At 60.5% G+C, this 25,787-nt stretch carries 20 protein-coding genes and 1 pseudogene; 13 read left to right on the forward strand and 8 right to left on the reverse strand.

Annotation, left to right across the window (positions count from 1 at the left end; all coding sequences use genetic code 11):
- Positions 1 to 174 precede the first annotated feature (174 nt).
- Positions 175 to 2,784: a bifunctional aconitate hydratase 2/2-methylisocitrate dehydratase gene (acnB, locus tag B7L09_RS03230; RefSeq protein WP_094467714.1), complete on the forward strand. Its 2,610-nt coding sequence runs from the start codon at positions 175 to 177 to the stop codon at positions 2,782 to 2,784.
- Between the two features lie 79 nt (positions 2,785 to 2,863).
- Here acnB and B7L09_RS03235 read toward each other — a convergent pair whose 3' ends face one another.
- Together B7L09_RS03235 and B7L09_RS03240 are read right to left on the reverse strand one after the other, a co-directional pair.
- A complete protein-coding gene (locus B7L09_RS03235; protein ID WP_094467715.1) occupies positions 2,864 to 4,525 on the reverse strand; it encodes a SulP family inorganic anion transporter in 1,662 nt (553 codons plus the stop codon).
- 210 nt (positions 4,526 to 4,735) lie between these two features.
- On the reverse strand, positions 4,736 to 6,013 hold the full coding sequence (locus tag B7L09_RS03240) for a serine/threonine transporter (RefSeq protein ID WP_094467716.1): 1,278 nt from the start codon (positions 6,011 to 6,013) through the stop codon (positions 4,736 to 4,738).
- Positions 6,014 to 6,335: 322 nt separating this feature from the next.
- Here B7L09_RS03240 and B7L09_RS03245 point away from each other — a divergent pair, with 322 nt between their 5' ends.
- From B7L09_RS03245 to B7L09_RS03265, 5 genes are all read left to right on the forward strand, one after another.
- Complete coding sequence (locus B7L09_RS03245) at positions 6,336 to 6,719, forward strand: tautomerase family protein (protein WP_094467717.1); 384 nt, start codon at positions 6,336 to 6,338, stop codon at positions 6,717 to 6,719.
- Positions 6,720 to 6,890: 171 nt separating this feature from the next.
- Positions 6,891 to 7,487 (forward strand): TetR/AcrR family transcriptional regulator, encoded by a 597-nt coding sequence (locus tag B7L09_RS03250; RefSeq protein ID WP_094467718.1) that lies wholly within the window; start codon positions 6,891 to 6,893, stop codon positions 7,485 to 7,487.
- 101 nt (positions 7,488 to 7,588) lie between these two features.
- Positions 7,589 to 8,557: a 2-hydroxyacid dehydrogenase gene (locus B7L09_RS03255; RefSeq protein WP_094467719.1), complete on the forward strand. Its 969-nt coding sequence runs from the start codon at positions 7,589 to 7,591 to the stop codon at positions 8,555 to 8,557.
- Positions 8,558 to 8,695: 138 nt separating this feature from the next.
- A complete protein-coding gene (locus B7L09_RS03260) occupies positions 8,696 to 9,763 on the forward strand; it encodes a phosphotransferase family protein (protein ID WP_094467720.1) in 1,068 nt (355 codons plus the stop codon).
- A 47-nt stretch (positions 9,764 to 9,810) separates the two neighbouring features.
- Complete coding sequence (locus B7L09_RS03265; RefSeq protein WP_094467721.1) at positions 9,811 to 10,578, forward strand: SDR family oxidoreductase; 768 nt, start codon at positions 9,811 to 9,813, stop codon at positions 10,576 to 10,578.
- Positions 10,579 to 10,639: 61 nt separating this feature from the next.
- Here B7L09_RS03265 and B7L09_RS03270 read toward each other — a convergent pair whose 3' ends face one another.
- A complete protein-coding gene (locus tag B7L09_RS03270; protein ID WP_094467722.1) occupies positions 10,640 to 12,187 on the reverse strand; it encodes a TerC family protein in 1,548 nt (515 codons plus the stop codon).
- Positions 12,188 to 12,802: 615 nt separating this feature from the next.
- On the opposite strand from B7L09_RS03270, the gene B7L09_RS03280 reads away from it, so the two are divergent.
- Positions 12,803 to 13,918, forward strand: coding sequence for a Gfo/Idh/MocA family protein (locus tag B7L09_RS03280; protein ID WP_094467724.1), 1,116 nt, complete (start codon positions 12,803 to 12,805; stop codon positions 13,916 to 13,918).
- A 484-nt stretch (positions 13,919 to 14,402) separates the two neighbouring features.
- Here B7L09_RS03280 and B7L09_RS03285 read toward each other — a convergent pair whose 3' ends face one another.
- The 5 genes and pseudogenes from B7L09_RS03285 to B7L09_RS03305 form a co-directional block, all read right to left on the reverse strand.
- Positions 14,403 to 14,657, reverse strand: a complete 255-nt coding sequence (locus B7L09_RS03285) for a DUF1652 domain-containing protein (RefSeq protein WP_094467725.1) — start codon at positions 14,655 to 14,657, stop codon at positions 14,403 to 14,405.
- A gap of 195 nt (positions 14,658 to 14,852) precedes the next feature.
- Positions 14,853 to 16,349 (reverse strand): helix-turn-helix transcriptional regulator, encoded by a 1,497-nt coding sequence (locus B7L09_RS03290; protein WP_094467726.1) that lies wholly within the window; start codon positions 16,347 to 16,349, stop codon positions 14,853 to 14,855.
- 130 nt (positions 16,350 to 16,479) lie between these two features.
- Complete coding sequence (locus B7L09_RS03295) at positions 16,480 to 17,907, reverse strand: FAD/NAD(P)-binding protein (RefSeq protein ID WP_094467727.1); 1,428 nt, start codon at positions 17,905 to 17,907, stop codon at positions 16,480 to 16,482.
- A gap of 14 nt (positions 17,908 to 17,921) precedes the next feature.
- Positions 17,922 to 18,186: pseudogene (locus B7L09_RS03300) on the reverse strand (ATP-binding cassette domain-containing protein); the annotation flags it as partial.
- Between the two features lie 35 nt (positions 18,187 to 18,221).
- The gene (locus B7L09_RS03305) at positions 18,222 to 18,785 is read right to left on the reverse strand and encodes a helix-turn-helix domain-containing protein (protein WP_094467728.1); all 564 of its coding nucleotides are present in this window, start codon (positions 18,783 to 18,785) and stop codon (positions 18,222 to 18,224) included.
- Positions 18,786 to 18,806: 21 nt separating this feature from the next.
- Here B7L09_RS03305 and B7L09_RS03310 point away from each other — a divergent pair, with 21 nt between their 5' ends.
- The 6 genes from B7L09_RS03310 to B7L09_RS03335 all read left to right on the forward strand — a co-directional run bounded on the left by B7L09_RS03310 (position 18,807) and on the right by B7L09_RS03335 (position 25,779).
- Positions 18,807 to 19,808 carry a DMT family transporter gene (locus B7L09_RS03310; RefSeq protein WP_094467729.1) on the forward strand — a complete coding sequence of 334 codons (1,002 nt, stop codon included), beginning with the start codon at positions 18,807 to 18,809 and terminating at the stop codon, positions 19,806 to 19,808.
- Positions 19,809 to 20,077: 269 nt separating this feature from the next.
- Positions 20,078 to 22,996 carry a monovalent cation/H+ antiporter subunit A gene (locus B7L09_RS03315; RefSeq protein ID WP_094467730.1) on the forward strand — a complete coding sequence of 973 codons (2,919 nt, stop codon included), beginning with the start codon at positions 20,078 to 20,080 and terminating at the stop codon, positions 22,994 to 22,996.
- Positions 22,996 to 23,340 (forward strand): Na+/H+ antiporter subunit C, encoded by a 345-nt coding sequence (locus B7L09_RS03320; protein WP_007986256.1) that lies wholly within the window; start codon positions 22,996 to 22,998, stop codon positions 23,338 to 23,340. The genes B7L09_RS03315 and B7L09_RS03320 overlap by 1 nt, the downstream gene beginning before the upstream one ends.
- Positions 23,337 to 25,019 (forward strand): monovalent cation/H+ antiporter subunit D, encoded by a 1,683-nt coding sequence (locus B7L09_RS03325; RefSeq protein ID WP_094467731.1) that lies wholly within the window; start codon positions 23,337 to 23,339, stop codon positions 25,017 to 25,019. The genes B7L09_RS03320 and B7L09_RS03325 overlap by 4 nt, the downstream gene beginning before the upstream one ends.
- Positions 25,016 to 25,504, forward strand: coding sequence for a Na+/H+ antiporter subunit E (locus B7L09_RS03330; RefSeq protein ID WP_094467732.1), 489 nt, complete (start codon positions 25,016 to 25,018; stop codon positions 25,502 to 25,504). Before B7L09_RS03325 ends, B7L09_RS03330 begins: the two co-directional genes overlap by 4 nt.
- Positions 25,501 to 25,779: a K+/H+ antiporter subunit F gene (locus B7L09_RS03335; protein WP_094467733.1), complete on the forward strand. Its 279-nt coding sequence runs from the start codon at positions 25,501 to 25,503 to the stop codon at positions 25,777 to 25,779. The genes B7L09_RS03330 and B7L09_RS03335 overlap by 4 nt, the downstream gene beginning before the upstream one ends.
- Positions 25,780 to 25,787 lie beyond the last annotated feature (8 nt).

The following is a 25,787-nucleotide window of genomic DNA, read 5'->3' on the forward strand; positions in this document are numbered from 1 at the left end:
CGCCAACCCTCATCAGCTCCGTTCTGCAGGCGTAAAACTTTGAAAGCAGCTTCTGTAAGGAATTGCCGGTAATTCTGGCTAAGTGGCCCACAACGCCACGCAGCGCATGAGTACGGCAATTTCGGGATGAGCGTCCCGGACACCCATTTGGGACCACTGATGAGGGTAATAACTGTGCTTGAAGCCTACCGCAAACATATCGAAGAGCGCGCAGCACTGGGTATCGTTCCCCAGCCGCTTAACGCCGAACAAACCGCAGGCCTGGTCGAGCTGCTGAAAAATCCTCCGGCTGGCGAAGAAGAATTCCTCGTTGACCTGATCACCAACCGCATTCCACCAGGCGTTGACGAAGCTGCCTACGTCAAGGCCGGTTTCCTGTCTGCCCTGGCCAAGGGCGAAGCCACTTCCCCCCTGATCGACAAGAAACGCGCTGTTGAACTGCTTGGCACCATGCAAGGCGGCTACAACATCGTGACGTTGGTCGAGTTGCTGGACGACGCCACGCTTGCACCGGTAGCTGCCGCCCAACTCAAGCACACCCTGCTGATGTTCGATGCGTTCCACGACGTGGCTGAAAAAGCCAAGAACGGCAACGAACACGCCAAAGCCGTGATCCAGTCCTGGGCCGACGGCGAGTGGTTCAAGAACCGCCCGACCCTGGCCGACAAGATCAGCCTGCGCGTGTTCAAGGTGACTGGCGAAACCAACACCGACGACCTGTCCCCTGCGCCTGATGCCTGGTCCCGTCCAGACATCCCGTTGCACGCTCTGGCCATGCTGAAAATGGCCCGTGAAGGCATCGTGCCGGACGAGCAAGGCAAGACCGGCCCGATGAAGCAGATCGAAGAGATGCGCGGCCAGGGTTTCCCGATCGCCTACGTCGGTGACGTGGTCGGTACCGGTTCGTCCCGTAAGTCGGCGACCAACTCCGTACTGTGGTTCTTCGGTGACGACGTTCCTTACGTGCCGAACAAGCGTGCCGGCGGTTTCTGCTTCGGCAGCAAGATCGCTCCAATCTTCTACAACACCATGGAAGATGCGGGCGCACTGCCAATCGAATTCGACGTTACCAACATGAACATGGGCGACGTGATCGACCTGTACCCGCATGCTGGCAAAGTCTGCAAACACGGCACTGACGAAGTCCTGACCACCTTCGAAATGAAGACCCCGGTGCTGTTGGACGAAGTGCGTGCCGGTGGCCGTATCCCGTTGATCATCGGCCGTGGCCTGACCGAGAAGGCTCGCACCGAACTGGGCCTGGGCCCTACCGACCTGTTCAAGCTGCCTGAAGCACCTGTCGACACCGGCAAAGGCTTCACCCTGGCACAGAAAATGGTCGGCAAGGCGTGCGGTCTGCCAGAAGGCAAAGGCGTTCGTCCTGGCACCTACTGCGAACCGAAGATGACCACCGTAGGTTCTCAGGACACCACCGGTCCTATGACCCGTGACGAACTGAAAGACCTGGCGTGCCTGGGCTTCTCGACCGATCTGGTAATGCAGTCTTTCTGCCATACCGCGGCCTATCCAAAGCCGATCGACGTGACCACCCACCACACCCTGCCTGACTTCATCATGACCCGTGGCGGTGTATCGCTGCGTCCAGGCGACGGTATCATCCACAGCTGGCTGAACCGCATGCTGCTGCCGGACACCGTCGGCACCGGTGGTGACTCCCACACCCGTTTCCCGATGGGCATTTCGTTCCCGGCCGGTTCTGGCCTGGTGGCGTTCGCTGCAGCCACTGGCGTTATGCCACTGGACATGCCGGAATCGATCCTGGTGCGCTTCAAAGGCAAAATGCAACCTGGCATCACCCTGCGTGACCTGGTTCACGCCATTCCTTACTACGCGATCCAGGCTGGCCTGCTGACCGTAGAGAAGAAAGGCAAGAAGAACGCATTCTCCGGCCGCATCCTGGAGATCGAAGGCCTGAACGACCTGACGCTGGAACAGGCTTTCGAGCTGTCCGACGCCTCGGCTGAACGTTCGGCTGCCGGTTGCACCATCAAGCTGTCGAAAGACTCCGTCACCGAGTACCTGAACTCCAACATCACCCTGCTGCGCTGGATGATCGGCGAAGGCTACGGCGATGCACGGACCCTGGAACGTCGCGCCCAAGCGATGGAAGCCTGGGTTGCCAACCCGGAGCTGATGGAAGCCGATGCCGACGCGGAATACGCCGAAATCATCGAAATCGACCTGGCCGAAATCAACGAGCCGATCCTCTGCGCGCCAAACGACCCGGACGATGCTCGTCTGTTGTCCAGCGTTGCCGGCGAGAAGATCGACGAAGTGTTCATCGGTTCGTGCATGACCAACATCGGTCACTTCCGCGCTGCCGGTAAGTTGCTGGAACAGGTCAAGGGTCAGCTGCCAACCCGTCTGTGGCTGTCGCCGCCGACCAAGATGGACGCTCACCAACTGACCGAAGAAGGCTACTACGGCATCTACGGCAAGGCTGGCGCGCGCATGGAAATGCCGGGCTGCTCGCTGTGCATGGGTAACCAGGCACGTGTAGAGCCGAACTCGACGGTTGTGTCGACGTCGACCCGTAACTTCCCGAACCGTCTGGGTGATGGCGCAAACGTCTACCTGGCTTCGGCTGAGCTGGCGGCTGTAGCTTCCACGCTGGGTCGCCTGCCGACCGTCGAAGAGTACATGGGCTACGCGGNCAAACTGGACACCATGGCCNNTGATGTTTACCGCTACCTGNCCTTCGACCAGATCGCCGAGTTCCGTGAAGCTGCTGCGAACGCCAACATCCCGGTCGTTCAAGCCTAACGCTGCAACGCAATAAAAAACGCCGCCCATCGTGAGATGAGCGGCGTTTTTTTATGCCAGCCGGTTTGTGCCCACAGAGTTAAGTGGATGGATTGAGGGCTTGTTGCACCGCACCGTCGACGCTCAAGCCACTGAGCATCACCTGCTCCAGTTCCTGCGTCGGTAACGTCGCGAGCACCGCTTTGGCTTCGTGCTTGAGCCGCGCCAGGATCAACAGCATGTCCAGCGCTCGCACCTGCAAAAAGAACGCTTCCAGCGCTTCGATGCTGGTGCCGTCCAGGTCGGGGGATTCTTCCAGGCTGAGTATGATCGTATGCACCGGCGGCTCCGCGTGCCGGGCCAGATGCAGTGCGCCGCCCAGAATGCGCTCCACGTTAGCGAAAAACAGCGCCTCGCTGGGCCTCACGATCAGCACGCCGGGGATTGCCCGGGCATCGGGATGGCGTTGCAGGTCGACATAATCATGGCCGTCACCCATTTGCCCCAACACTTGAATATCTGCCGAAGACATCTGTTTGAGCATCAGCACCACGCTGATCACCACCGCCACCAGCAAGCCGTCCAGCACGCCAAGCACCAACACCGCAGCCACCGCGCAGATCACCAGCAAGCGGTCGCGACGCCAGATGAAATACCGACCCAATGGCTGCAGGCTCAAGCCGCGCGCCAGTGCATGAATGACGATGGCGGCCAGCACCGGTTCGGGCGTCAAGGCAATCCAGGGCAGCACGGTCAAGACAATCAGCAACACCACCCCCGCCGCTACCGCACCGGCCAGGCGTGAACCGGCACCGGCCGCCTCATTGGCCGACGTCGCGGAGTAACCGGCGCCCGTCGGCATGCCGTGGAACAAGCCTGACAGCAGATTGGCCGCACCGAGGGCCAGCAAATCGCGGTTCGAGGAAACCCGGTCACCATGCTTGAGTGCAAACGAGGTAATCGATCCATAGGATTCGGCATACAGGATCATCACCATGGCAAACGCCAATTCCCCCAGGTGCAGCCAGTCAGCAAACGGCAGCACCGGCAGGCGGGGCACTTCCAGGCTCAGGTCGATCACACCGATCAGCTTCACCCCATATGCCGGCAGGTTCAGCCATTGCCCGGCGGCAATGCCGAGTGCCACCACCAGCAGGCCTCCCGGTAATCGCCGAAAACGTGCGCACACCCACAACACCAGCAGCGACACCGCTGCGACCAGCAAGCCAACCCGATTCCACTGCGGCCATTGCTCCAGCAATTGCGGCAGGAAACGGATCAGGTTGCCGTTGCTCAAGTGCACGTCAACGATGCTCGCCACTTGCTTGAGGATGATGGTCACGGCCAGCCCGAATGCGAAGCCGCGCAGTACCGGTTTGGCGATAAATGACGTCACGCTGCCGAGTTTGAACAGCCCGGCCAACAGGAAGAAACCACCGGTCACCAGCACCAGGCCGATCGCCAGGGTCATGCGCAGGCCTGAATCACCGTTGGCCAGCGTGGCGGTGGCGGCGGCCAGCACCGCTGCCGAGGAAGAGGTCGCGGAAACAATGGCGAAACGGCTGGTGCCGAACAGTCCGTAGCACAACAACCCGGCAAACAANGCAATCACACCGGCCTGGGGCGGCAGCGCGGCAATGCTCGAATACGCCACGGCCTCGGGCAACAACAAACCGGCAATCGACACACCGGCCACAACGTCGAGCCAGCGGTTTGGCGTATCGGCACGGGGTTGCACCGATGCGCCGTGGGCATCTGCCATAAAGCGTCTCCAGACAAAGGGGCAATCCTGCGGCAAACGGTCTACGACGCGCTGATGCAGCCGCAAGCTTAGCCGCTAATCCCGGGGAACGGCTGCGCTGTGTCAGGTGTGTGCGTTCTGCTACGCAATAAAAAACGCCGCCCATCGAGAGATGAGCGGCGTTTGTTTTAGCTTTAGTTCAGTGAGACCGCGTTATCGTGCAGCCTGCCGTCAGGACAGCAGCGAGTAGATCAACGCAGTAATCGCAACCAAGCCTACCGCCGTGACAAACACGTTGGACGCCTGCCCACGGTATTTGGCCATGGCCGGCACTTTGCGGATCGCGTACATCGGCATCAGGAACAGGATCGACGCGATGATCGGGCCGCCCAGCGTCTCGATCATGCCCAGGATACTCGGGTTAAGCGTGGCGACGATCCAGCACACCACCAGCATGAACGCAGCGGTCATGCGGTCCAGCGCCTTGGCTGCCGGACGGCGACCGGTTTTAAGCACCAGGCCCTTGAGGCCTTCGCTGGCACCGATGTAGTGGCCCAGGAACGACTTGGCAATCGCCACGAACGCAATCAACGGTGCGGCGAAGGCGATTGTCGGGTTGTCGAAGTGGTTGGCCAGGTACGACAGGATCGACAGGTTCTGCGCTTTCGCTTCGGCCAACTGCGCCGGCGACAGGGTCAGCACGCAGCTGAACACGAAGAACAGCACCATCACCACCATCAACAGGTGCGCACGGGACAGGATCTGCGAACTGCGCTCATCGGCGTTGGCGCCGTACTGGCGCTTCTGGTCAACCGCGAAGGCCGAGATGATCGGCGAATGGTTGAACGAGAACACCATCACCGGAATCGCCAGCCACAGCGTGTGCAATAGCGCCGACGGCTCAGGCAGGGTCGACGCCGTGGCCAGGATGCCGCCGTTCCAGTGAGGAATCAGGAACACCGCCAGGAACAGCAAGGCGACGATAAACGGATAGACCATCAGGCTCATGGCCTTGACGATCACTTGTTCGCCGCAACGCACCACGGCCAACAGCCCGAGAATCAGCACAAATGCCAGGATCGCGCGCGGCGGCGGCAGGATGTGCAGTTGGTGTTCCATAAAGCTACTGACGGTGTTGGTCAGCGCCACGCTATAGATCAGCAGGATCGGGAAGATGGCGAAGAAGTACAACAAGGTGATCAACGCACCGGCTTTGACACCGAAATGTTCTTCAACCACGTCGGTAATGTCGGAACCTTCGCGGCCGGACAGTACGAAACGGGTTAGCCCACGGTGGGCAAAGAATGTCATCGGGAATGCCAGCAGCGCCAGGATCACCAGTGGCCAAAAGCCCCCCAGGCCCGCGTTGATCGGCAAAAACAAAGTACCGGCGCCGATGGCGGTGCCGAACAGCCCAAGCATCCAGGTGGTGTCCTGGCGGCTCCAGCTTGTGAGGGTTGCAGGTGTCGTTGCATAGCGTTCGTCGACGCTATTGGCCTGATCATTCATCCGGTCGGATCTCCGCATTCCGGTCATTTGCTACCCGGTCAGGACGAGTCAGAAAAANCNGACAGGCAGCGCCCTGNCCNCAACAGGGGCGCGATTGTCCGGGATTAATGAACAGAAGCAAAGACTTAGCTGAGGAATGGTTGTGCGGATCAGATCCAGACCCTGTGGACGCGTGCCTTTGTGGCGCTCTCCTACACTGGACCCGTGGCGCCCTTACATCGGAATAAAATAGATGTTTTGAAAAATCTATTTAATAAAGTATTGGCGTCATGTATTTTAAATTCACCTGCTGACCGGCAGCCCTCTTTTACGGAGACCTCCCATGCCACTCGTTCGCGTCGATATCAAAAAGAACCAGGACCCGACCTTCGCCAAGCGCATCGGCAAACTGATCTACACTGCCATGCATGCCACTATTGGCGTCCCCGAGAACGATAACTTCCAGATCCTCGCCGAACACGACGAGAACCACTTCATCTTTGACCCCGTTTACATGGGCATCAATCGCACGGACAACCTGGTGATCATCCAGATCACTTTGCGGGAAGGCCGCACCCTCGAGCAGAAAAAACTGCTCTACAAGACCATCGCCGAAAGCCTCAACGCTGAACTGGCTGTTCGCCTGGAAGATGTCTTCATCAATCTGGTGGAAGGCAAGCCCGAGAACTGGTCATTCGGCAATGGCATCGCTCAATACGCCAACTGATTGCCGTCACGCCTGGCGTTTTACAAGGTCCCCGGAGGACATCTCNTGCAATCGGGAAAGAAAAATCCTTCGGCCGGGCCGACTGTTGCCGTGAAAGTCATTCACTGACACGCGCCCGACAGTTCCTTATGATGCTAGTCATCTAAACACCTTCCCTACCTGTGAGCCGCCATGCCTCGAGTCTCCCGCAAACAAGCCGAACTCAACCGCGAGATCATCGTCGAAGCCGCCACGCGACTGTTTCGAGAGCGCGGCCTGCACGGGATCAGCGTTGTCGACGTGATGGGCGCGGCCGGCCTGACCCATGGCGGGTTCTATGGTCATTTCGACTCCAAGGAAGCGCTGGCGAAAGAGGCCTGCACCCGGGCGTTCACCCAGTCGATGGAACGCTGGAAGCAGAAAATCGACGCCAACGATGACAGCGTTTCGGCCCGCACGAGCATCATCGCGCCCTACCTGTCGGCGGCCAATCGCGACAATCCGGGCGAAAGCTGCCCGGTCACGGCGTTTGCCGGCGACATGTGCCATGAAACCGCCGAAAGCGGTTTGCACCAGACCTACACCCAGGGGCTGGAAGCCTTACTGCAGATGCTCACCCCCTTGATGGGTTCGGATCAGCCCGACGCCAATCGCCAACAAGCCTTGGTGGATTATTCGTTGATGGTCGGCGCGCTGACCCTGGCTCGCGCCACACGCGGGGATGGACTGTCCGATGAGATTCTCGACGCCGCCCGCCATTTTCTGACCTCGCAAGATGAATCAGTCTGATCAACGGCGTGTGCAATCCCCGGTCGTTGCTAAACTCCTCTGGAATCAGCAATCTGAAGCAACATTCGAGATCCGACATTCAATACCCACAGGAGCCCAGCATGCCTGCAACCGTTCTGGTACTGGTTGAAACCATCAACGATTACTTGCCGATTCTCGAACATCAGGGCTTTCACCTGATTCTGGCACCGACGCCGGCCGAGCGCGCCGCCGCCATCACACGGCATGGCCCTCAGATTGATGCGGTACTGACTCGCGGTCCATTGGGTCTGTACGCCGATGAAATTGCCGCCCTGCCCAACCTCAAAATCATCTGCGTGATCGGCGCCGGTTACGAACACGTCGACCTGCAGGCCGCCGCCGACCGGGACATCACCGTCACCAATGGCGCCGGCGTCAATGCTTCTTCCGTCGCCGACCATGCCATGGCGATGTTGCTGGCGCTGGTTCGCGACATTCCCCGTTGCGACGCCGCTGTACGCCGCGGCGAGTGGCCGAAGATCATGCGCCCCTCCCTGGCCGGCAAGCGCCTGGGAATCCTTGGCCTCGGCGCGGTCGGCATGGCCATCGCCAAACGCGCCGCCGCCGGCTTCGACATGACCGTGAGTTACCACAACCGCCAGCATCGCAGCGACGTCCCTTATACCTTCTGCTCGACGCCGACCGAACTGGCTCGCGCCTCGGACTTTTTGATCGTTGCCACGCCCGGCGGCCTGGGCACCAAACACCTGATCAATAAACACGTCCTCGACGCCCTGGGCCCCAAGGGGTTCGTCGTGAACATCGCCCGAGCCTCGGTGATCGCCACGGCAGACCTGGTCAGCGCGCTTGAACAGCGACGCATTGCCGGAGCCGCGCTGGATGTGTTCGATGCCGAGCCTCATGTGCCGGACGCATTCAAGTCGCTGACCAACGTGATCCTGACGCCGCATGTCGCGGGGTTGTCGCCGGAAGCGACCCAAGGCACCGTTGAACTGGTGGGGAAAAACCTGGTGGCGTTCTTTTCCGGCCTGCCGGTGATGACGCCCATTGAGTTACCCGCGCCAGTCACCCCCGTACTCGTTCGCTGACTGAAAGACGCCCATCAGGAACGCTGATTATCCAGCAACACGCTAACCTATAAGACCGCGCCACGCTTGTGGCTACCCCGGCGCACCATTAGATTAGCCAATGATGTCTGGCCTCCAAAATAAGCAGAAGGGATAAGCATGGCGCTTAACGACCAATCGACCCAGATTCGCCCAGGCGAAGAACTTGATGCCAGCCTGATCGATCCCTACCTCAAGGCCCACATTCCGGGCTTGAGCGGCACGGTCAAAATCAGCCAGTTCCCCGGCGGTGCGTCGAACCTGACTTACCTGCTTGAATACCCGGGCCAGGAATTCGTCCTGCGTCGGCCACCGTTTGGCCACAAAGCCAAGTCCGCACACGACATGGGCCGCGAATTTCGCATCCTCAATCAACTGCGCGACGGTTTTCCGTATTGCCCCAAAGCCTATGTGCATTGCACCGATGAGTCGGTGATCGGCGCCGAGTTCTATGTGATGGAACGGGTCAACGGCATCATTCTGCGCTCCGACCTGCCNCCGGAACTGGGCCTGGATTCGGCGCAAACCGAAGCTTTGTGCAAAAGCTTCATCGACAAGTTCGTTGAACTGCATCGGGTCGACTACAAGGCCTACGGCCTGGGCGACCTGGGCAAGCCCGAAGGCTACGTAGAGCGCCAGATTCGCGGCTGGAGCGACCGCTACGAAAAAGCCCTGACCCCCGATGCCCCACGCTGGGAAGCGGTGCGCGCATGGCTCAACGACAAGATGCCGGCCGACCACCCTACCTCCAGCATCGTGCACAACGACTACCGCTTCGACAATGTGATCCTCGACCCCAACAACCCGATGCAGATCATCGGCGTGCTGGACTGGGAGCTGACCACCTTGGGCGACCCGTTGATGGATTTGGGCAACACCCTCGCCTACTGGATCGAAGCCGCTGACCCCGCGCCCGTGCAACTGATGCGCCGCCAGCCGAGCAACGCCCCCGGCATGCTCACGCGCCGCCAGTTCGTCGATTACTACGCCGAGCGCGCCGGCATCCAGGTCGACAATTTCGATTTCTATTACACCTACGGCCTGTTCCGCCTGGCCGGTATCGTGCAGCAGATCTACTACCGCTTTTTCCACGGCCAAACCCAGGACAAACGCTTTGCGCAGTTCATCCATATGAACAAACTGCTGGAGCAGATGAGCCTGCAAGTCATCTCGAAATCCAGCCTCTGATTGTGCGGCTCTGATTGCATTCCCTGGCCCAATAACAAGGAAAAAACATGTCCAAGACTCAGTTGTTCGACCTCGACGGCAAAATCGCCTTCGTCTCCGGTGCCAGCCGCGGTATCGGTGAAGCCATTGCCAAGCTCCTGGCCCAGCAAGGCGCCCATGTGATTGTCTCCAGCCGCAAGCTTGAAGGCTGCCAGCACGTGGCCGATGCGATCATCGCCGCAGGCGGCAAGGCCACCGCCGTGGCCTGCCATATCGGCGAAATGGAACAGATCACCCAGGTGTTCGCCGGCATCCGTGAACAGTTCGGGCGCCTGGATATCCTGGTCAACAACGCCGCGACCAACCCGCAATTCTGCAACGTGCTCGACACCGACCTCNGCGCCTTCCAGAAGACGGTTGACGTCAACATTCGCGGCTACTTCTTCATGTCCGTGGAAGCCGGCAAGCTGATGCGCGANAACGGCGGCGGCAGCATCATCAACGTCGCGTCGATCAACGGCATTTCCCCAGGTGTATTCCAGGGTATTTACTCGGTGACCAAGGCCGCCGTGATCAACATGACCAAGGTATTTGCCAAAGAGTGCGCGGCGTTCGGCATCCGTTGCAACGCCCTGCTGCCTGGCCTGACCGACACCAAGTTCGCTTCGGCGCTGGTGAAGAACGACGCGATCCTGAAAATGGCCCTGGCGCAGATCCCACTCAAGCGCGTGGCGGACCCGAGCGAAATGGCCGGTGCGGTGCTGTACCTCGCCAGCGATGCGTCGAGCTACACGACCGGGGTTTCGTTGAATGTGGATGGCGGGTTCTTGTCCTGACTCACGGCTCAGATGAACAAAAGGCAGCCTCAGGGCTGCCTTTTGCCGAGCAAGTTCCGGCTCACTCTTTACGCAAACGCACCCTTGTCACTCGCCGCTCTTCGACCTCGACAACGGTCATGCTCCACTCCTGCCAATTGAGCTTGTCGCCAATGACCGGCAGACGATCCAGCAAACTCATGACCAACCCTGCGAGCGTCTGATAGTCATCCGTCGCTTTAGCCTGGAAGCCAATGTGTTCGCGAATCTGGCAGAGATTCAGCGCACCGCTGACGAGGAAACCTCCCTCCTCGGCAACGATGTTCGGGCCTTCGATTTCGCTGGCGTCCGGCAATTCACCGGCGATGGACTCGAGAATGTCGGTCATGNTCAGAATACCCATGAAGTCACCGAATTCGTTCACCACGAACGCGATGTGAGTCGACTCTTTGCGCATCTGTTCCAGTGCGTTGAGAATCGTGAAGTTGTCCAGCAAGTTGATGGCCTGACGGGCAATGGTTTCCAGGTTGGGCTGGTGACCGGCCAACAGCTCTTTGAGCAGCTCCTTCTTGTGGACGAACCCCAATGGCTCATCAACGCGTCCCTCGCGGATCAACGGCAATCGGGAGTACGGCGAGTGCATCAGCTGGTTGCGGATATCTTCCGCAGAATCGGCCAGGTCAATGTGGTCGATTTCCGCACGCGGGGTCATGACACCGCGTATCGGGCGTTCCGCCAACTGCAGCACGCCACTGATCATGACGCGCTCCCGTCGATGGAAAACCTGCTCGGCGTCTTCGCCTGACAGCATGTCAGCGATTTCCTCGCCGACTTCATCGGCTCCCAACTTGTGGCCACCCAGCAAACGCAAAACGGCATGCGCGGTACGCTCACGCATAGGTCGATGACCTTGCACGCTCTTCTTGCGGCGTGAACGAGCCACCTGATTGAACAGCTCGATCAGGATCGAGAAGCCGATCGCTGCGTAGAGATAGCCTTTTGGAATGTGGAAGCCAAGGCCCTCAGCGGTGAGGCTGAAGCCGATCATCATCAAGAAGCCCAGGCAGAGCATGATGACGGTGGGGTGCCCGTTGACGAAGTTGGTCAATGGCTTGCTCGCGATGATCATCAAGCCAATGGAGAAAATCACGGCGATCATCATGATCGACAAGTGCTCCACCATGCCCACGGCAGTGATCACAGCATCCAGCGAGAAGACGGCATCCAGCACCACAATTTGCGCGACGATAGGCCAGAACATCGCATAGGCCGCATTGCCTGAGCGCTGCGCCACATGGCCTTCAAGGCGCTCGTGCAATTCCATGGTGGCCTTGAACAACAGGAACACACCACCAAACAACATGATCAAGTCACGGCCGGAGAAGGTCTTGTCGAAGACCTCGAACAAAGGTTCGGTCAGGGTGACCATCCAGGAGATGCTGGCCAGCAAGCCAAGACGCATCAGCAACGCAAGGGACAGCCCGATGACACGCGCACGATCCCGCTGCTCTGGCGGTAGCTTGTCAGCCAGGATGGCAATGAACACAAGGTTATCGATGCCGAGCACCAGCTCCAGCACGATCAGGGTCAGCAGGCCAAGCCAGGCCGTGGGATCAGCAATCCATTCCATAGGAATTATTCAGTCTCTCGTAGAGTGGGGGCGAATGAGTGAATGGCAGAAACACACGAATGCCTGCTCGACGGAGCGGATTGGATGTTCAGGACGAAAGGCGCAAGAAAGAGAGATTTCACCGAGGGCAAGCAAGGAGGTGAAGCCCTGGAGATGACACGGTCAGTCCTGGAGAAGGACACCGCTGAGCAACCTGCAGCCGGGATTTCGAGGTTAAGCGATATTAGAAAACGGGACCTGCGCCGAATAGCGGAGACCGAATGGACGCGTGCAGATTGAAAATAACAACTGGGAGGTTCCAGTAGGGTGTTCATATAGGCCTGAAAGAAATGGGGGATGAGATCCTACAATGTTTCGGAGCGGCTCATACGAGACGAGTTATTTCAGGATCTGACAAAGCGGCAAAAGAGATCAGCAATGGCGGTCCACCGAATGTTGCCACCAATGACTCGCCCTCCTCCGGCCAGCACCTCTTCCTGACCGCATAGCGTGTCGCCATTTCGCTGATGCCCTACACAAACCGTTAAACGAATTATTATTCCACCGATTGCATTTGGGGAATTTATATTCCATAAATGGCCTTCCCAACGACAAAAATCCCAAAAGGCCCCAGCTATGCGCGAACTCGGTATCGGACTCATCGGCACAGGTTTCATGGGCCGCGCCCACGCCCTGGCCTTTCGCAACGTCAGCGCGGTGTTCGAGCTCCCGCTGAAGCTCAGGCTGGCCGCCCTCGCCGACGCCGATCCACACCGCGCACGGCACTGCGCCGACGCCTGGGGTTTCGAAACCGCTCACACCGACTGGCAACAGCTGATCGATGACCCCAGGGTCNAANTGGTNGCCATCACCACCCCCAATCATCTGCACTACCCCATGGCCATGGCCGCCATTGCGGCGGGCAAAGCGGTGTATTGCGAGAAGCCTCTGGCGGTGAATCTGCAGCAAGCCAACGCCATGCGACAGGCCGCCAACGCCGCGGGCATCGTGACGCGGGTGGGTTACAACTATCAGCACAACCCGATGATCGGGCTTGCCAGGGAGCTGATCGACAGCGGCAAACTGGGCGAGATCATCAGCTTCCAGGGCGAGTTCAGCGAAGACTTCATGGCCGACCCGGCTTCGCCCTGGTCGTGGCGTTGTGAAGTGGAACATGCCGGTGGTGCGCTGGCGGATCTGGGCAGTCATTTGCTGGCAATGGCGCGCTATCTGGTGGGCGAGGTCGAATCGGTGTGCGCCGACGCTCAAACCGTGCACCGGCAGCGTCCTGCGACGGTTGGCAGCCAGGAGCAACGGCACATTGCGGTCGACGATCAAGTCCACGCGCTGCTGCGGTTTGCCANCGGCGCCCGTGGCACCGTGAGCAGCAGTTGGCTCAAGCATGGCTACAAGAACCACCTGAGCTTCGAAATCAGCGGTACGAAAGGCACCTTTGCGTTCGATCAGGAGCGCTTGAGCGAGCTGCGGCTGTATCGCGCCGGCCAGGACGGTTTCCAGCGCTTGCTCGCCGGGCCGAATCTGCCGGGTTACGCGGCGTTCAGCCCGGCGGCGGGTCATCAGTTGGGATACAACGAACTCAAGACGCTGGAAGTACATGACCTGGTGATGGCCCTGGCCGGCCATTCACAGGGCGGAACTGACTTTGAGCAAGCGTGGGAAGTGGAACGCCTGGCGACGGCGATCCGGTTGGCGGCAAGTGAGTCACGCTGGGTCAGGATCGAGGACGTCTGAGGTTCAGGCACCGATGACTTTCGGCAACTGCCAGCCATAACTCACCGACGCCAAACGCNNNCACGGGGCTTCAACGATGCGGTCGCCCTGGCTTACTGAGTGACGCAACGGGTCAGCGTCGTTTGCCGGGTTACTTCCTCGGTCACTCTCGCGTCGCCCATCACATCGGTTTGTTCAGTGGTATCACACGTGCGCTGCGGTACAGGCGGTGGAGCGGCGGGCGGTGGAGGTGGCGGACTGGCGCAACCGCTGAGAATCGCTACGTAGAAGGCGAGCGACAAAGGCGAAAAAGCACGTTTCCCAAGACTGTTCATAGGCTGTCCCGCGATAAGTCATCGACACTTTCCGCGACCCGACACCCCTGCCGCGAAGCCGCGGATTGGTCACAGAAAACAATACCCTCGCATTTCTTATAGCCTAGTCAGCTGCCAATGCCAGCAAATGTGGCACTTAGCCCCTTTTCAACGCTGAAAAACGACAGCTCCTACGAAACTGCATCCGACCGCCGATCCAGACTATTGCTCTCAAGCTCATAACGCAGCTCCTCAATCAACGCCGTGATCGCTTCCGGGGTCCTGAGGTGCGCGACATTCAACCCACTGACCACTAGATCCACCTGCCCCGACACCGGGTGATACAGTTTCACCGTCACCGAGTTGTCACCCGATACGCTGCATTCACAAGCCAGCGGGGAAAAGTGCTGTTCCAGTTGCGCGCGCAATTGCGTCAGATAAATCATTGCGATTCACCCACGGGCCGGCTGACCCCATCGACTGAAAACCTGTTGAATTGGCCAAGCATGTGACTGTTCCTTAAGCTGTTTCGTAGAGGACACGACACCGGTCAAGGACCTGTGTCGCACCGTTACAGACTAAGAATTGTCACCGTCCGCCAGAACATCTATTTGCACTGCCCCATCTAGTGCATTTGCACCTTATCGCTGCCCCTTCGGCCTCCACTCGCTGGAGAACAAACCGCGCTCCCGCGCCCACACAATCGCCTCGCTGCGACTGTGCACATCAAGCTTGGAATACACCGTCGACACATGGTTGCGCACCGTGTTCGGTGCCAGTTTCAGGCGTGCTGCGATTTCCTTGTCCGCAAGGCCTTCGCAGATCAGGCCAAGCACATCGCGCTCGCGGGCGGTCAGGTCGGTGAAGGACACGCTGGGTAATTGCGGCGAGTTGATATTCTTCACGTTGGCGAGTTTTTCAATCAGCGTGCGGGTAAACCAGGAGGCGTCTTTCATCACCTCCTCGATCGCCGACACCAGTTCCAGCTCGGTGCGCTTGCGTTCGGTGATGTTCATCAACACCAGCAGGTAGCAAGGATTGTCCTGAATGTTCACGGTGTCGGCCGACACCGTGCAATCAATCACGGTCGAGTCTTTGCGGCGGACCCTGATGTCGACCCGATCCAGGCTTCCGGCCTTTTCCAACGCCGCAAACAGGCGGGTGCGCGCGCCTTTGTCATCGATGAAGTCGATCTCTGCAACGGTTTTTCCGAGCACCTCTTCACTGGGATACGCGAGGGTATCCAGGAAAGCTTCGTTGGCGTCGATCACCACCTGATCCTGCGCATCGCAAACCAATGTCGGCACCGGCGTCAGGCGAAACGCCTTGGCAAATCGCTCCTCGCTCTGGCGCAGGGCAACCTCGGCCTTGCGTCGCGGCTCCAGGTCGGTGAAGGAAAACAACATGCAGTCTTCCTCGTTCATGTCCAACGGCTGGCCGGCGACGATCACCAGCTTGCTACCGCCCTCGGGCAGGCGCAGTTCGGCCTGCATCTGCGGGATCGTGGCGTGCTCGCGTAGACGTTCGATGGCCAGGTCTTTGTTTTCGGCCCCGTCCAGAATGTCCAGCTCATAGGTCGAAACCCCGATCACCTGGTCGCGGGCATAGCCGGTCATTTCCAGGAAGCCCGCATTGACCTTGATGTAGCGCAAGTCACTCAGGCGGCAGATCACGGCGGGCGCCGGGTTGGCGTTGAAGGTTTTCTCGAAACGCTGCTCGGCGCTGGCCCACTCCGTGACATCGTCCATGATCAACACCAGCGACTCCGGCTCCCCGGCGCTGTCGGCCAGCACCATGCTGCGCACGTTGTGAACCCAGGTGCGTTCTTCGTCGCCGGTCGGTGTCACCTCAACCAGCACATCGGCAAACGTCTCGTGCTTGGCCACGCGGTTGAGCGGGTAGTTCTCTGGTGGCACCGGGTGATTGTTGCGATAACGCAAGGCAAAACGCTTGGCGTATTCCTTGGCATTGAGGCCCAACTCGCCGACCCGACTGACGCCATGCATGGCCAACGCGGCTTCATTGGCCCACAGGATGGTCTGATCGAGCTCCAGCAGAATCACCCCATCGGACAAACCGGCGATGATCTGCTGCAACTGACGGCGATTGGTTTCGGTGGTCAGGACGTCCTGGCTCATTGGATCTCCAAGGTTGCGGCGGCGCAGTGACGCGCCGCCCTGTGAAGATTACGACCGCAGGGGGTTGGGATAGTGCGAAGCAGCTGCAGCTGCATTGGNACAGCTGCTACAGCGGCTACGGCGGCTACAGCTAATGGGCGAGTCGTTCGGCGAGGGCTTTGGCCTGGCTGGCCACGTCGGTGACGGCCGTGCTCTCCCACCACATCCCGCGCAACGGCGGGCCCATGGCGAACAGGCGCTGGCTGACCTGTCCGTCAGCGTCCAGCACGGCGCCATCAACCGCCGCCGCAATCCCCAACGCCAATGGCCCCGGGCGAATCAGCCCGCGCGCCAGCAGTTGCTGCGGCAGCGGTCGGGCCACCCGGCGCCAGTCGTATTCGATGCCGCTGGAATTGATCAACGCTGCGCCGCTGACCACCGTGGTTTCAACCTCGCCACGACGGCGGATGCGGATGCTCACCTGCCCCTCGACCGTCGACTCCAGCCCTTTGAACGACGCCGCCTGAATCCGCAATCGCCCTTCCTCCTGCAACCGCGCCACCAACTGCGCACTCAACGGCGGCGAGCGATGGTGATGGCTTTCCCACCAGGGCCGCACATGCCGCACAAACTGTCGGCGCTGTACGTCCGTCGCCTGATTCCACAACCGGCCGATATGCGCCCGCACGGTATCGAGCGGCGCCTGCCAGTCGATGCCCTGCGCGAGGGCGTCCCGGCAATGCCGGCGCAGTTCGCGCACCAGCTGTCGAGGCGTGCGAATGCGCTGATCCTCAGCGAGAAAATCCACCCAGGCCGGCGGTTGCCGGCGCACGTGCGGCAGCAAGCCGTGCCGGGAAAACACTTCGATCGGCCCGCGATGCCCGGCCTGCTCCAGCGACACCACGGCATCGACCATGGTCAGGCCCGAACCGATGATCAACACCGTCGACTGCGGGTCCAGCTGGCGCATGGCCGCGACATCCCACGGATCCAGCGCCGCCGCGTTCAAACCGCTGGATTCGGTTTGCGGTGTGCGCGCAGCGGGAAACATCCCCGTGGCCAGCACCGCGTAAGCGCCTTGCAAGCGTTGCCCGTCACTCAGGGTCAGCAGCACCGAGTCGTCGCGGGTTTGCAGATCAACCACCTCGGCCCGCACATGCTCGACCGTTGAACCGTTCACCATCCCCACCGCTTGCGCTTCCGCCAGGCGCTGCTGCACGTACACCCCAAAAAGCCCTCGCGGCGGAAACAACTCGCTGACCGGCACATGCTGCTCATCGGACTCCGGCCAACCACCGGCCGCGATGTGCCCGGTCAGCCATTGGGTCAGGTCATCGGCGTTGTCAGGGTCGACGCTCATGCGCGCGGCATTACCGTTGAGCGTATGGCCCAGCTCGACCGCGCTGTACGCCTCGCCCCGGCCGAGTTCCGCGCGCGGCTCGATCACCAGCACCGAACGCTTGCCAGGCAAGCGCAACAACTGCGCCGCCAGCATCGCGCCGCTGAGGCCGCCGCCGACGATCAGGATGTCCGCGTGGCGGATGGCGTCGGTCGCCTGTGCGCGTTGGGTTTGAGTCATGGCGTTCTCACTGGTCAATGTTTACCTAAATAGAAATCGTGCAGGTCGCCCCGCGCCAGCAACGACTCGGCCGGTATCGAGGACGTAGGCCGTCGATGCGTAGTTGAGTGCCACGTTAATGTTTTGCTCGGCGATCAGAAAGCTCACCTGCTGCTCGCGGTTGAGCTGCGCGATGATCTCGAAAATCTCCTGCACGATCATCGGCGCCAACCCCATGGACGGCTCATCAAGCAGTACCAAAGTAGGACGTGTCATCAGCGCCCGGCCAATGGCGACCAGGTCGCTCATCGTTTCCAATGAGCGATAGTCCGAAGTCAAATCACCACGTTGCGCACAAACCGCGTCGCCACAACCCCATCATTGCGATAGGCATGCGGCTGGTTGCTGGGGAACATGTAGAACTCGCCGGCGGCGATCTCATGCGGCGTGTCGCCCAGCATCAAGGTCAGGCAGCCTTCAAATACAAAGATCTGCTCACTCCAGCCCTCGGCATCCGGCTGCGAGGGGTAGATTTCTCCTGGTTGCAGGCACCACTCCCATTGCTCCACTTCGCGAGTAGCGGTGGCTTTGGACAGTAGAACGGCTTTGCTCCCGGGGATCGTACCGGCCCAGGCCACTTCGTTGATACGGCTCGGATCTCGGGCATCCGGCGCCTGGATCAAATCACTGAACGCCACGTCCAGCGCTTCGGCCACACGGTCCAGAGTGGACAGGCTGACGTTTTTCTCGCCCGCCTCGATAGCCACCAGCATGCGCCGGCTGACCCCTGACTTTTCGGCCAGCGCGGTCTGGCTCATGTCGGCGGCATGGCGCAGGCGTCGGACGTTCTGGCTGACGTGTTGCAGGACCGAGGCCCGTTGTGGATTTTCTTTGTGCACTATATTGCTCAATAGGTAGGTGTGNGCAGTATACTGCGCAACATTCGGCGCATTGTGCGTCCCCCTCAGGTAGCGCGCAAGGTCATGACGTCTGTGAATGCCTCTCACACTTCTTCCCGTTTCTCGCGGTTCAGCAAGGCCGAGTGCGTGCTGGTGCTGATCACCATGGTCTGGGGCGGGACATTCTTGCTGGTGCAGCATGCAATGACCGTCAGCGGCCCGATGTTTTTTGTCGGCCTGCGGTTTGCAGCGGCGGCGATCATTGTGGCGCTGTTCTCCTGGCGTCAGCTGCGGGACCTGACCCTGTTCGAATTGAAGGCCGGTGCCTTTATCGGCGTGGCGATCATGCTCGGTTACGGCTTGCAGACCGTGGGTTTGCAGAGCATTCCCAGCAGTCAGTCGGCGTTTATTACCGCGCTGTACGTGCCTTTCGTGCCGTTGCTGCAATGGCTGGTGCTGGGGCGGCGTCCGGGGCTGATGCCGGCCATCGGCATCATGCTGGCGTTTACCGGGTTGATGCTGCTGTCGGGACCTTCCGGCGCTTCGTTCAATTTCAGCCCCGGTGAAATCGCTACGCTGATCAGTGCGGTAGCGATTGCAGCGGAGATCATTTTGATCAGCACCTATGCCGGCCAGGTCGATGTGCGGCGGGTGACGGTAGTGCAACTGGCGACCACGTCGTTGCTGGCGTTCCTGATGGTGGTGCCGACCCAGGAAGTGATTCCGGATTTTTCCTGGTTGCTGTTGAGCACCGCGTTGGGCCTGGGTGCAGCGAGTGCGGCGATTCAGGTAGCGATGAACTGGGCGCAGAAAAGCGTTTCGCCGACCCGGGCGACGTTGATTTATGCGGGGGAGCCGGTATGGGCCGGAATTGTCGGGCGGATTGCCGGGGAGCGGTTGCCGGCGATTGCGTTGGTGGGTGCGGGGTTGATTGTTGCGGCGGTGATTGTGAGTGAGTTGAAGACCAAGGGTAAGGCAATACCCGAAGTTGAAGAAGATTCGGTACAGGAAACCGAACACTGATCGTTCCCACGCTCTGCGTGTGAACGATCAATGAAGTGGCACTCCCTCGCTCCTACGGGTTTTGTGTCGATACCCGAACTTGCGAACGACACAAAACCCGGATCGTTCCCACGCTCTGCGTGTGAACGATCAATGAAGTGGCACTCCCTTGAAACAATGTAAACAAGGCTTTTCTCGTCTACCTTGAAGGATTCTGCGACAGCTTCGCGTTTGGTGATCGAGAAAGCGGCACGTATGATGCATCCCAAACTCCCGCAGATTAGAAGCCTATGTCCCTGATAGTTCTACTGCTGCTGCCTTTTATCGGCAGCTGTCTGGCGGCNTTGCTGCCACACAACGCGCGCAATACCGAATCTTTGTTGGCTGGCCTGGTGGCTTTGATAGGCACCGTCCAGGTTGCCCTCTTGTACCCGCAAATCGCCGATGGCGGCGTCATTCGTGAAGAATTTTTCTGGCTGCCCAGCCTGGGCCTGAACTTCGTGCTGCGCATGGACGGGTTTGCCTGGCTGTTCTCGATGCTGGTGCTGGGTATCGGCACGCTGGTGTCGCTGTATGCNCGCTATTACATGTCGCCGGACGATCCGGTGCCGCGCTTCTTTGCGTTTTTCCTGGCGTTCATGGGCGCGATGCTCGGGTTGGTGATCTCCGGCAACCTGATCCAGATCGTGTTCTTCTGGGAACTGACCAGCCTGTTCTCGTTCCTGCTGATCGGCTACTGGCACCACCGCGCCGACGCCAGGCGCGGGGCTTATATGGCCTTGATGGTCACCGGCGCGGGCGGTTTGTGCCTGCTGGCCGGCGTGATGCTGCTGGGGCATATCGTCGGCAGCTATGACCTGGACCAGGTCCTGGCCGCCGGCGATCTGATTCGCGCACATGCTCTCTACCCTATCCTGCTGCCCCTGATCCTGATCGGCGCCTTGAGCAAAAGCGCCCAGTTCCCCTTCCACTTCTGGCTGCCCCACGCGATGGCGGCACCGACTCCGGTTTCTGCCTATTTGCACTCGGCGACGATGGTGAAGGCCGGCGTGTTCCTGCTGGCCCGCCTGTGGCCGTCGCTGTCCGGCAGCGAAGAATGGTTCTGGATCGTCGGCGGCGCCGGNGCTTGCACCCTGTTGCTTGGCGCGTACTGCGCGATGTTCCAAAACGACCTCAAGGGTTTGCTGGCCTACTCGACCATCAGCCACCTCGGCCTGATCACCCTGCTATTGGGCCTGAACAGCCCACTGGCCGCCGTNGCCGCGGTGTTCCATATCCTCAACCACGCTACCTTCAAGGCCTCGCTGTTCATGGCGGCGGGCATCATCGACCATGAAAGCGGCACGCGGGATATCCGCAAGCTCAGTGGCCTGGTGCGGCTGATCCCGTTNACCGCGACCCTGGCAATGGTNGCCAGCGCATCGATGGCCGGCGTGCCGTTGCTCAATGGCTTCCTGTCCAAAGAAATGTTCTTCGCCGAAACCGTGTTTGTTTCATCAACGGCCTGGGTGGAAATGACCTTGCCGATCGTCGCGACCATCGCCGGGACGTTCAGCGTCGCGTATGCGCTGCGCTTCACAGTCGACGTGTTCTTCGGCCCGCCCGCAACCGACCTGCCCCACACGCCTCATGAACCGCCGCGCTGGATGCGCGCACCGGTTGAGTTGCTGGTATTCACGTGCCTGCTGGTGGGGATTTTCCCGGCCCAGGTAGTCGGTTCGATCCTCGCCGCCGCCGCACTGCCGGTTGTCGGCGGTGTACTGCCCGAGTACAGCCTGGCCATCTGGCACGGCTGGAATGCACCGATGATCATGAGCCTGGTGGCCATGTCCGGCGGCGTGGTGCTCTACCTGCTGCTACGCAATCAGCTCAAGCGCGGACGTTTCAAATACCCACCGCTCATTGGCCGCTTCAACGGCAAGCGTCTGTTCGAACGTAGCCTGGTGGTCATGATGCGCCTGGCCCGTCGGCTGGAGCGGCGGATCAGCACCCGACGCCTGCAAGCCCAATTGTTCCTGGTGGTGCTCGCCGCCGTGCTGGCCGGGTTGATCCCGATGCTCCACAGCAGCCTGAGCTGGGGTGATCGACCGAAGATTCCGGGCTCGATCGTGTTCGTGACCCTCTGGCTGTTGGCGATTGCCTGTGCCCTCGGCGCAGCGTGGCAGGCCAAGTATCACCGGCTCGCGGCCCTGACCATGGTCAGCGTCTGCGGCCTGATGACCTGCGTCACCTTCGTGTGGTTCTCGGCGCCGGACCTGGCGCTCACGCAACTGGTGGTCGAAGTGGTGACCACGGTACTGATCCTCCTCGGTTTGCGTTGGTTGCCGCGGCGAATCGAAGAGGTGTCGCCGCTGCCGAGCACNCTGCGCAAGGCACGCATCCGTCGCCTGCGTGACTTCCTGCTGTCCACCGTGGTGGGCGGCGGCATGGCGCTGTTGTCCTACGCGATGCTGACCCGCCAGACGCCCAACGATATCTCCTCGTTCTACCTCAGCCGCGCCCTGCCCGAAGGCGGCGGCAGCAATGTGGTGAACGTGATGCTGGTGGACTTCCGTGGCTTCGACACCTTGGGCGAAATCACCGTATTGGCGGCCGTGGCGCTGACGGTCTATGCCCTGCTGCGTCGGTTCCGCCCCTCGAAAGAAAGCATGCAACTGCCCGCACAACAGCGCCAGTTGGCGCCGGACGTGGCCACCGACCTGGTCAACCCGCGCCAGGCCAGCGACACCGCCCTCGGTTTCATGATGGTCCCGGCAGTGCTGGTTCGCCTGCTGCTACCGATTGCCGTGGTGGTGTCCTTCTACCTGTTCATGCGCGGGCACAATCAACCGGGTGGCGGTTTTGTCGCCGGGCTGGTGATGTCGGTCGCCTTTATCCTTCAATACATGGTGGCCGGCACCCAGTGGGTCGAGGCACAGATGAGCCTGCGGCCGATGCGCTGGATGGGCTNCGGCCTGCTGTTCGCCACGGTCACCGGGCTCGGCGCGATGGCGGCCGGGTATCCGTTCCTGACCACCCACACCTGGCATTTTGAACTGCCAGTGCTGGGCGACATTCACGTCGCCAGNGCACTGTTCTTCGACATCGGCGTGTACGCCATGGTCGTCGGTTCGACGCTGTTGATCCTCACCGCCCTCGCTCACCAGTCGGTCCGGGGTCACAAGACCGCGGCACTGCCCAGATCCGTCGCCACCAAAGGAGCCGTCTGATGGAAGAAGTCATCGCAATTGCCATTGGAGTCCTGGCGGCCTCCGGCGTCTGGTTGATCCTGCGACCACGGACGTTCCAGGTGGTGATGGGCCTGTGCCTGCTGTCGTACGGGGTCAACCTGTTCATTTTCAGCATGGGCAGCCTCTTTATCGGCAAGGAGCCGATCATCAAGGACGGCGTGCCGCAAGACCTGCTGCACTACACCGATCCCCTGCCACAAGCCCTGGTGCTGACGGCGATCGTGATCAGCTTCGCCATGACCGCNCTGTTTCTGGTGGTGCTGCTGGCATCGCGCGGCTTGACCGGGACCGACCATGTCGATGGCCGGGAGCCTAAAGAATGAATGCGATGACGCACCTGATCGCCGCACCGATTCTGCTGCCGCTGCTGACCGCCGCCATCATGCTGATGCTGGGCGAGAAACACCGTCCGTTGAAAGCCAAGATCAACCTGTTCTCCAGCATTGTCGGCCTGGGCATTGCCATTCTGCTGCTGTACTGGACGCAACAAGGCGGCCCCGGCTCAATCGGCGTGTACCTGCCGGGCAACTGGCAGGTGCCGTTCGGCATCGTACTGGTGGTGGATCAACTCTCGGCGTTGATGCTGGTGCTGACCGGGATCATCGGCGTCAGCGCCTTGCTGTTCGCCATGGCCCGTTGGGACGGTGCCGGTACCAGTTTTCATGCGCTGTTCCAGATCCAGATGATGGGCCTGTACGGCGCCTTTCTCACGGCAGATTTGTTCAACCTGTTCGTGTTCTTCGAGGTGCTGCTGGCCGCGTCCTACGGCTTGATGTTGCACGGCTCGGGCCGCGCTCGGGTGTCGTCGGGGCTGCATTACATCGCGATCAACCTGCTGGCGTCGTCGCTGTTCCTGATTGGCGCGGCGATGATCTACGGCGTGACCGGCACGCTGAACTTTGCTGACCTGGCACTGAAAATCCCGCTGGTGCCGGAGGCGGATCGCGGCCTGTTGCACGCAGGCGCGGCGATTCTGGCGACGGCATTCCTGGCTAAAGCCGGCATGTGGCCGTTGAACTTCTGGTTGGCGCCCGCCTATTCCTCGGCCAGCGCACCGGTGGCGGCGATGTTTGCGATCATGACCAAAGTTGGCGTGTACACCGTGCTGCGCCTGTGGACCCTGCTGTTCTCCGGCCAGGCCGGTGCTTCGGCGCTGTTTGGGGGCGACTGGCTGGTGTACGGCGGCATGGCGACCATTATCTGCGCGGCGCTGGCGATGTTGGCCGCGCAACGGCTGGAGCGCATGGCGAGTTTGAGCATTCTGGTGTCGGCCGGGATCCTGCTGTCGGCCGTGGGTTTTGCCCAGCCAAGCCTGACCGCCGGCGCGTTGTTCTATCTGGTCAGCTCAACCCTGGCCTTGAGCGCGCTGTTCCTGCTGGCTGAGTTGATCGAGCGCTCCCGTTCGGCCAATGAAATGCCGCTGTTCGACGACGGCGACCTGCTGCCTCGGCCGATGGAATCCCTGCAACCGCCCAAGGGCATCAACCTCGATGACGANCAGAAAGCCGTGGTCGGCCAAGTGATTCCCTGGACCATGGCCTTCCTCGGCTTGAGCTTTGTCGCCTGTGCGCTGCTGATTATCGGCATGCCGCCGTTGTCCGGGTTTATCGGCAAGCTCAGCTTGTTNAGTGCCCTGCTCAACCCGTTGGGATTGGGCAATAGCACCGATGTGCCGGTGTCGAACGCGGCGTGGGGTTTGCTGGCGTTGCTGATCCTGTCCGGACTGGCGTCGTTGATTGCCTTCTCGCGGTTGGGCATCCAGCGTTTCTGGACCCCCGAAGAGCGGCCATCACCGTTACTGCGACGCTTCGAGTGCGTGCCGATCATCGTCCTGCTGGGGCTGAGCGTTGCGCTGACCTTCAAGGCCGAACCCCTGATGCGCTACACCCAGGCGGCCGCTGATGCGTTGAACAATCCGCAGCAATACGTCATGGCGGTGCTGGGCACGCGTGTGGTGCCGAGCCCGGAAGCCAGGGCCGCGGCGTTGGAGGTGCAGCCATGAAGCGTCTGTTGCCTGCCCCATGGTTGTCGCTGGCATTGTGGGTGTTGTGGCTGGTGCTGAACTTGTCGATCAGCCCCGGCAACCTGTTGCTGGGCGCGCTGCTGGGTTTTCTCGCGCCGCTGATGATGCGCAAGCTGCGGCCGCTGCCGATCCGTATTCGTCGTCCGGGGGTGATCCTGCATTTGTTCTTCCTGGTCGGTCGTGACGTGCTGGTGTCCAACCTCGTCGTGGCCTGGGGCGTGCTCAACGCCGGTCGCCGTCCACCGCGCTCGCGCTTCATCAAGGTCCCGCTGGACTTGCGCGATGCCAACGGCCTCGCNGCGCTGTCGATGATCACCAGCGTCACGCCCGGCACCGTCTGGTCGGAACTGGCGCTGGACCGCAGTATTTTGCTGATCCACGTGTTCGACCTGGATGACGAAGCGCAGTTTATCCAGCACTTCAAACACGCCTACGAGCGGCCCCTGATGGAGATCTTCGAATGAGCGCCCTGCTCTCCAATGCGATCCTGCTCAGCCTGTTCATCTTTTCGCTGGCGATGATCCTGACCCTGATTCGTCTCTTCAAAGGCCCGTCGGCCCAGGACCGGGTTCTGGCGCTGGATTATCTGTACATCCTGGCGATGCTGATGATGCTGGTGCTCGGCATTCGCTATGCCAGTGACACCTACTTTGAAGCGGCGCTGCTGATTGCGCTGTTTGGCTTTGTCGGGTCGTTCGCCCTGGCCAAATTCCTGCTGCGTGGCGAGGTGATTGAATGATGCCGTTA

It is taken from the genome of Pseudomonas mandelii (genome assembly GCF_002251635.1).
Classification (GTDB): Bacteria; Pseudomonadota; Gammaproteobacteria; order Pseudomonadales; family Pseudomonadaceae; genus Aquipseudomonas; species Aquipseudomonas mandelii_B.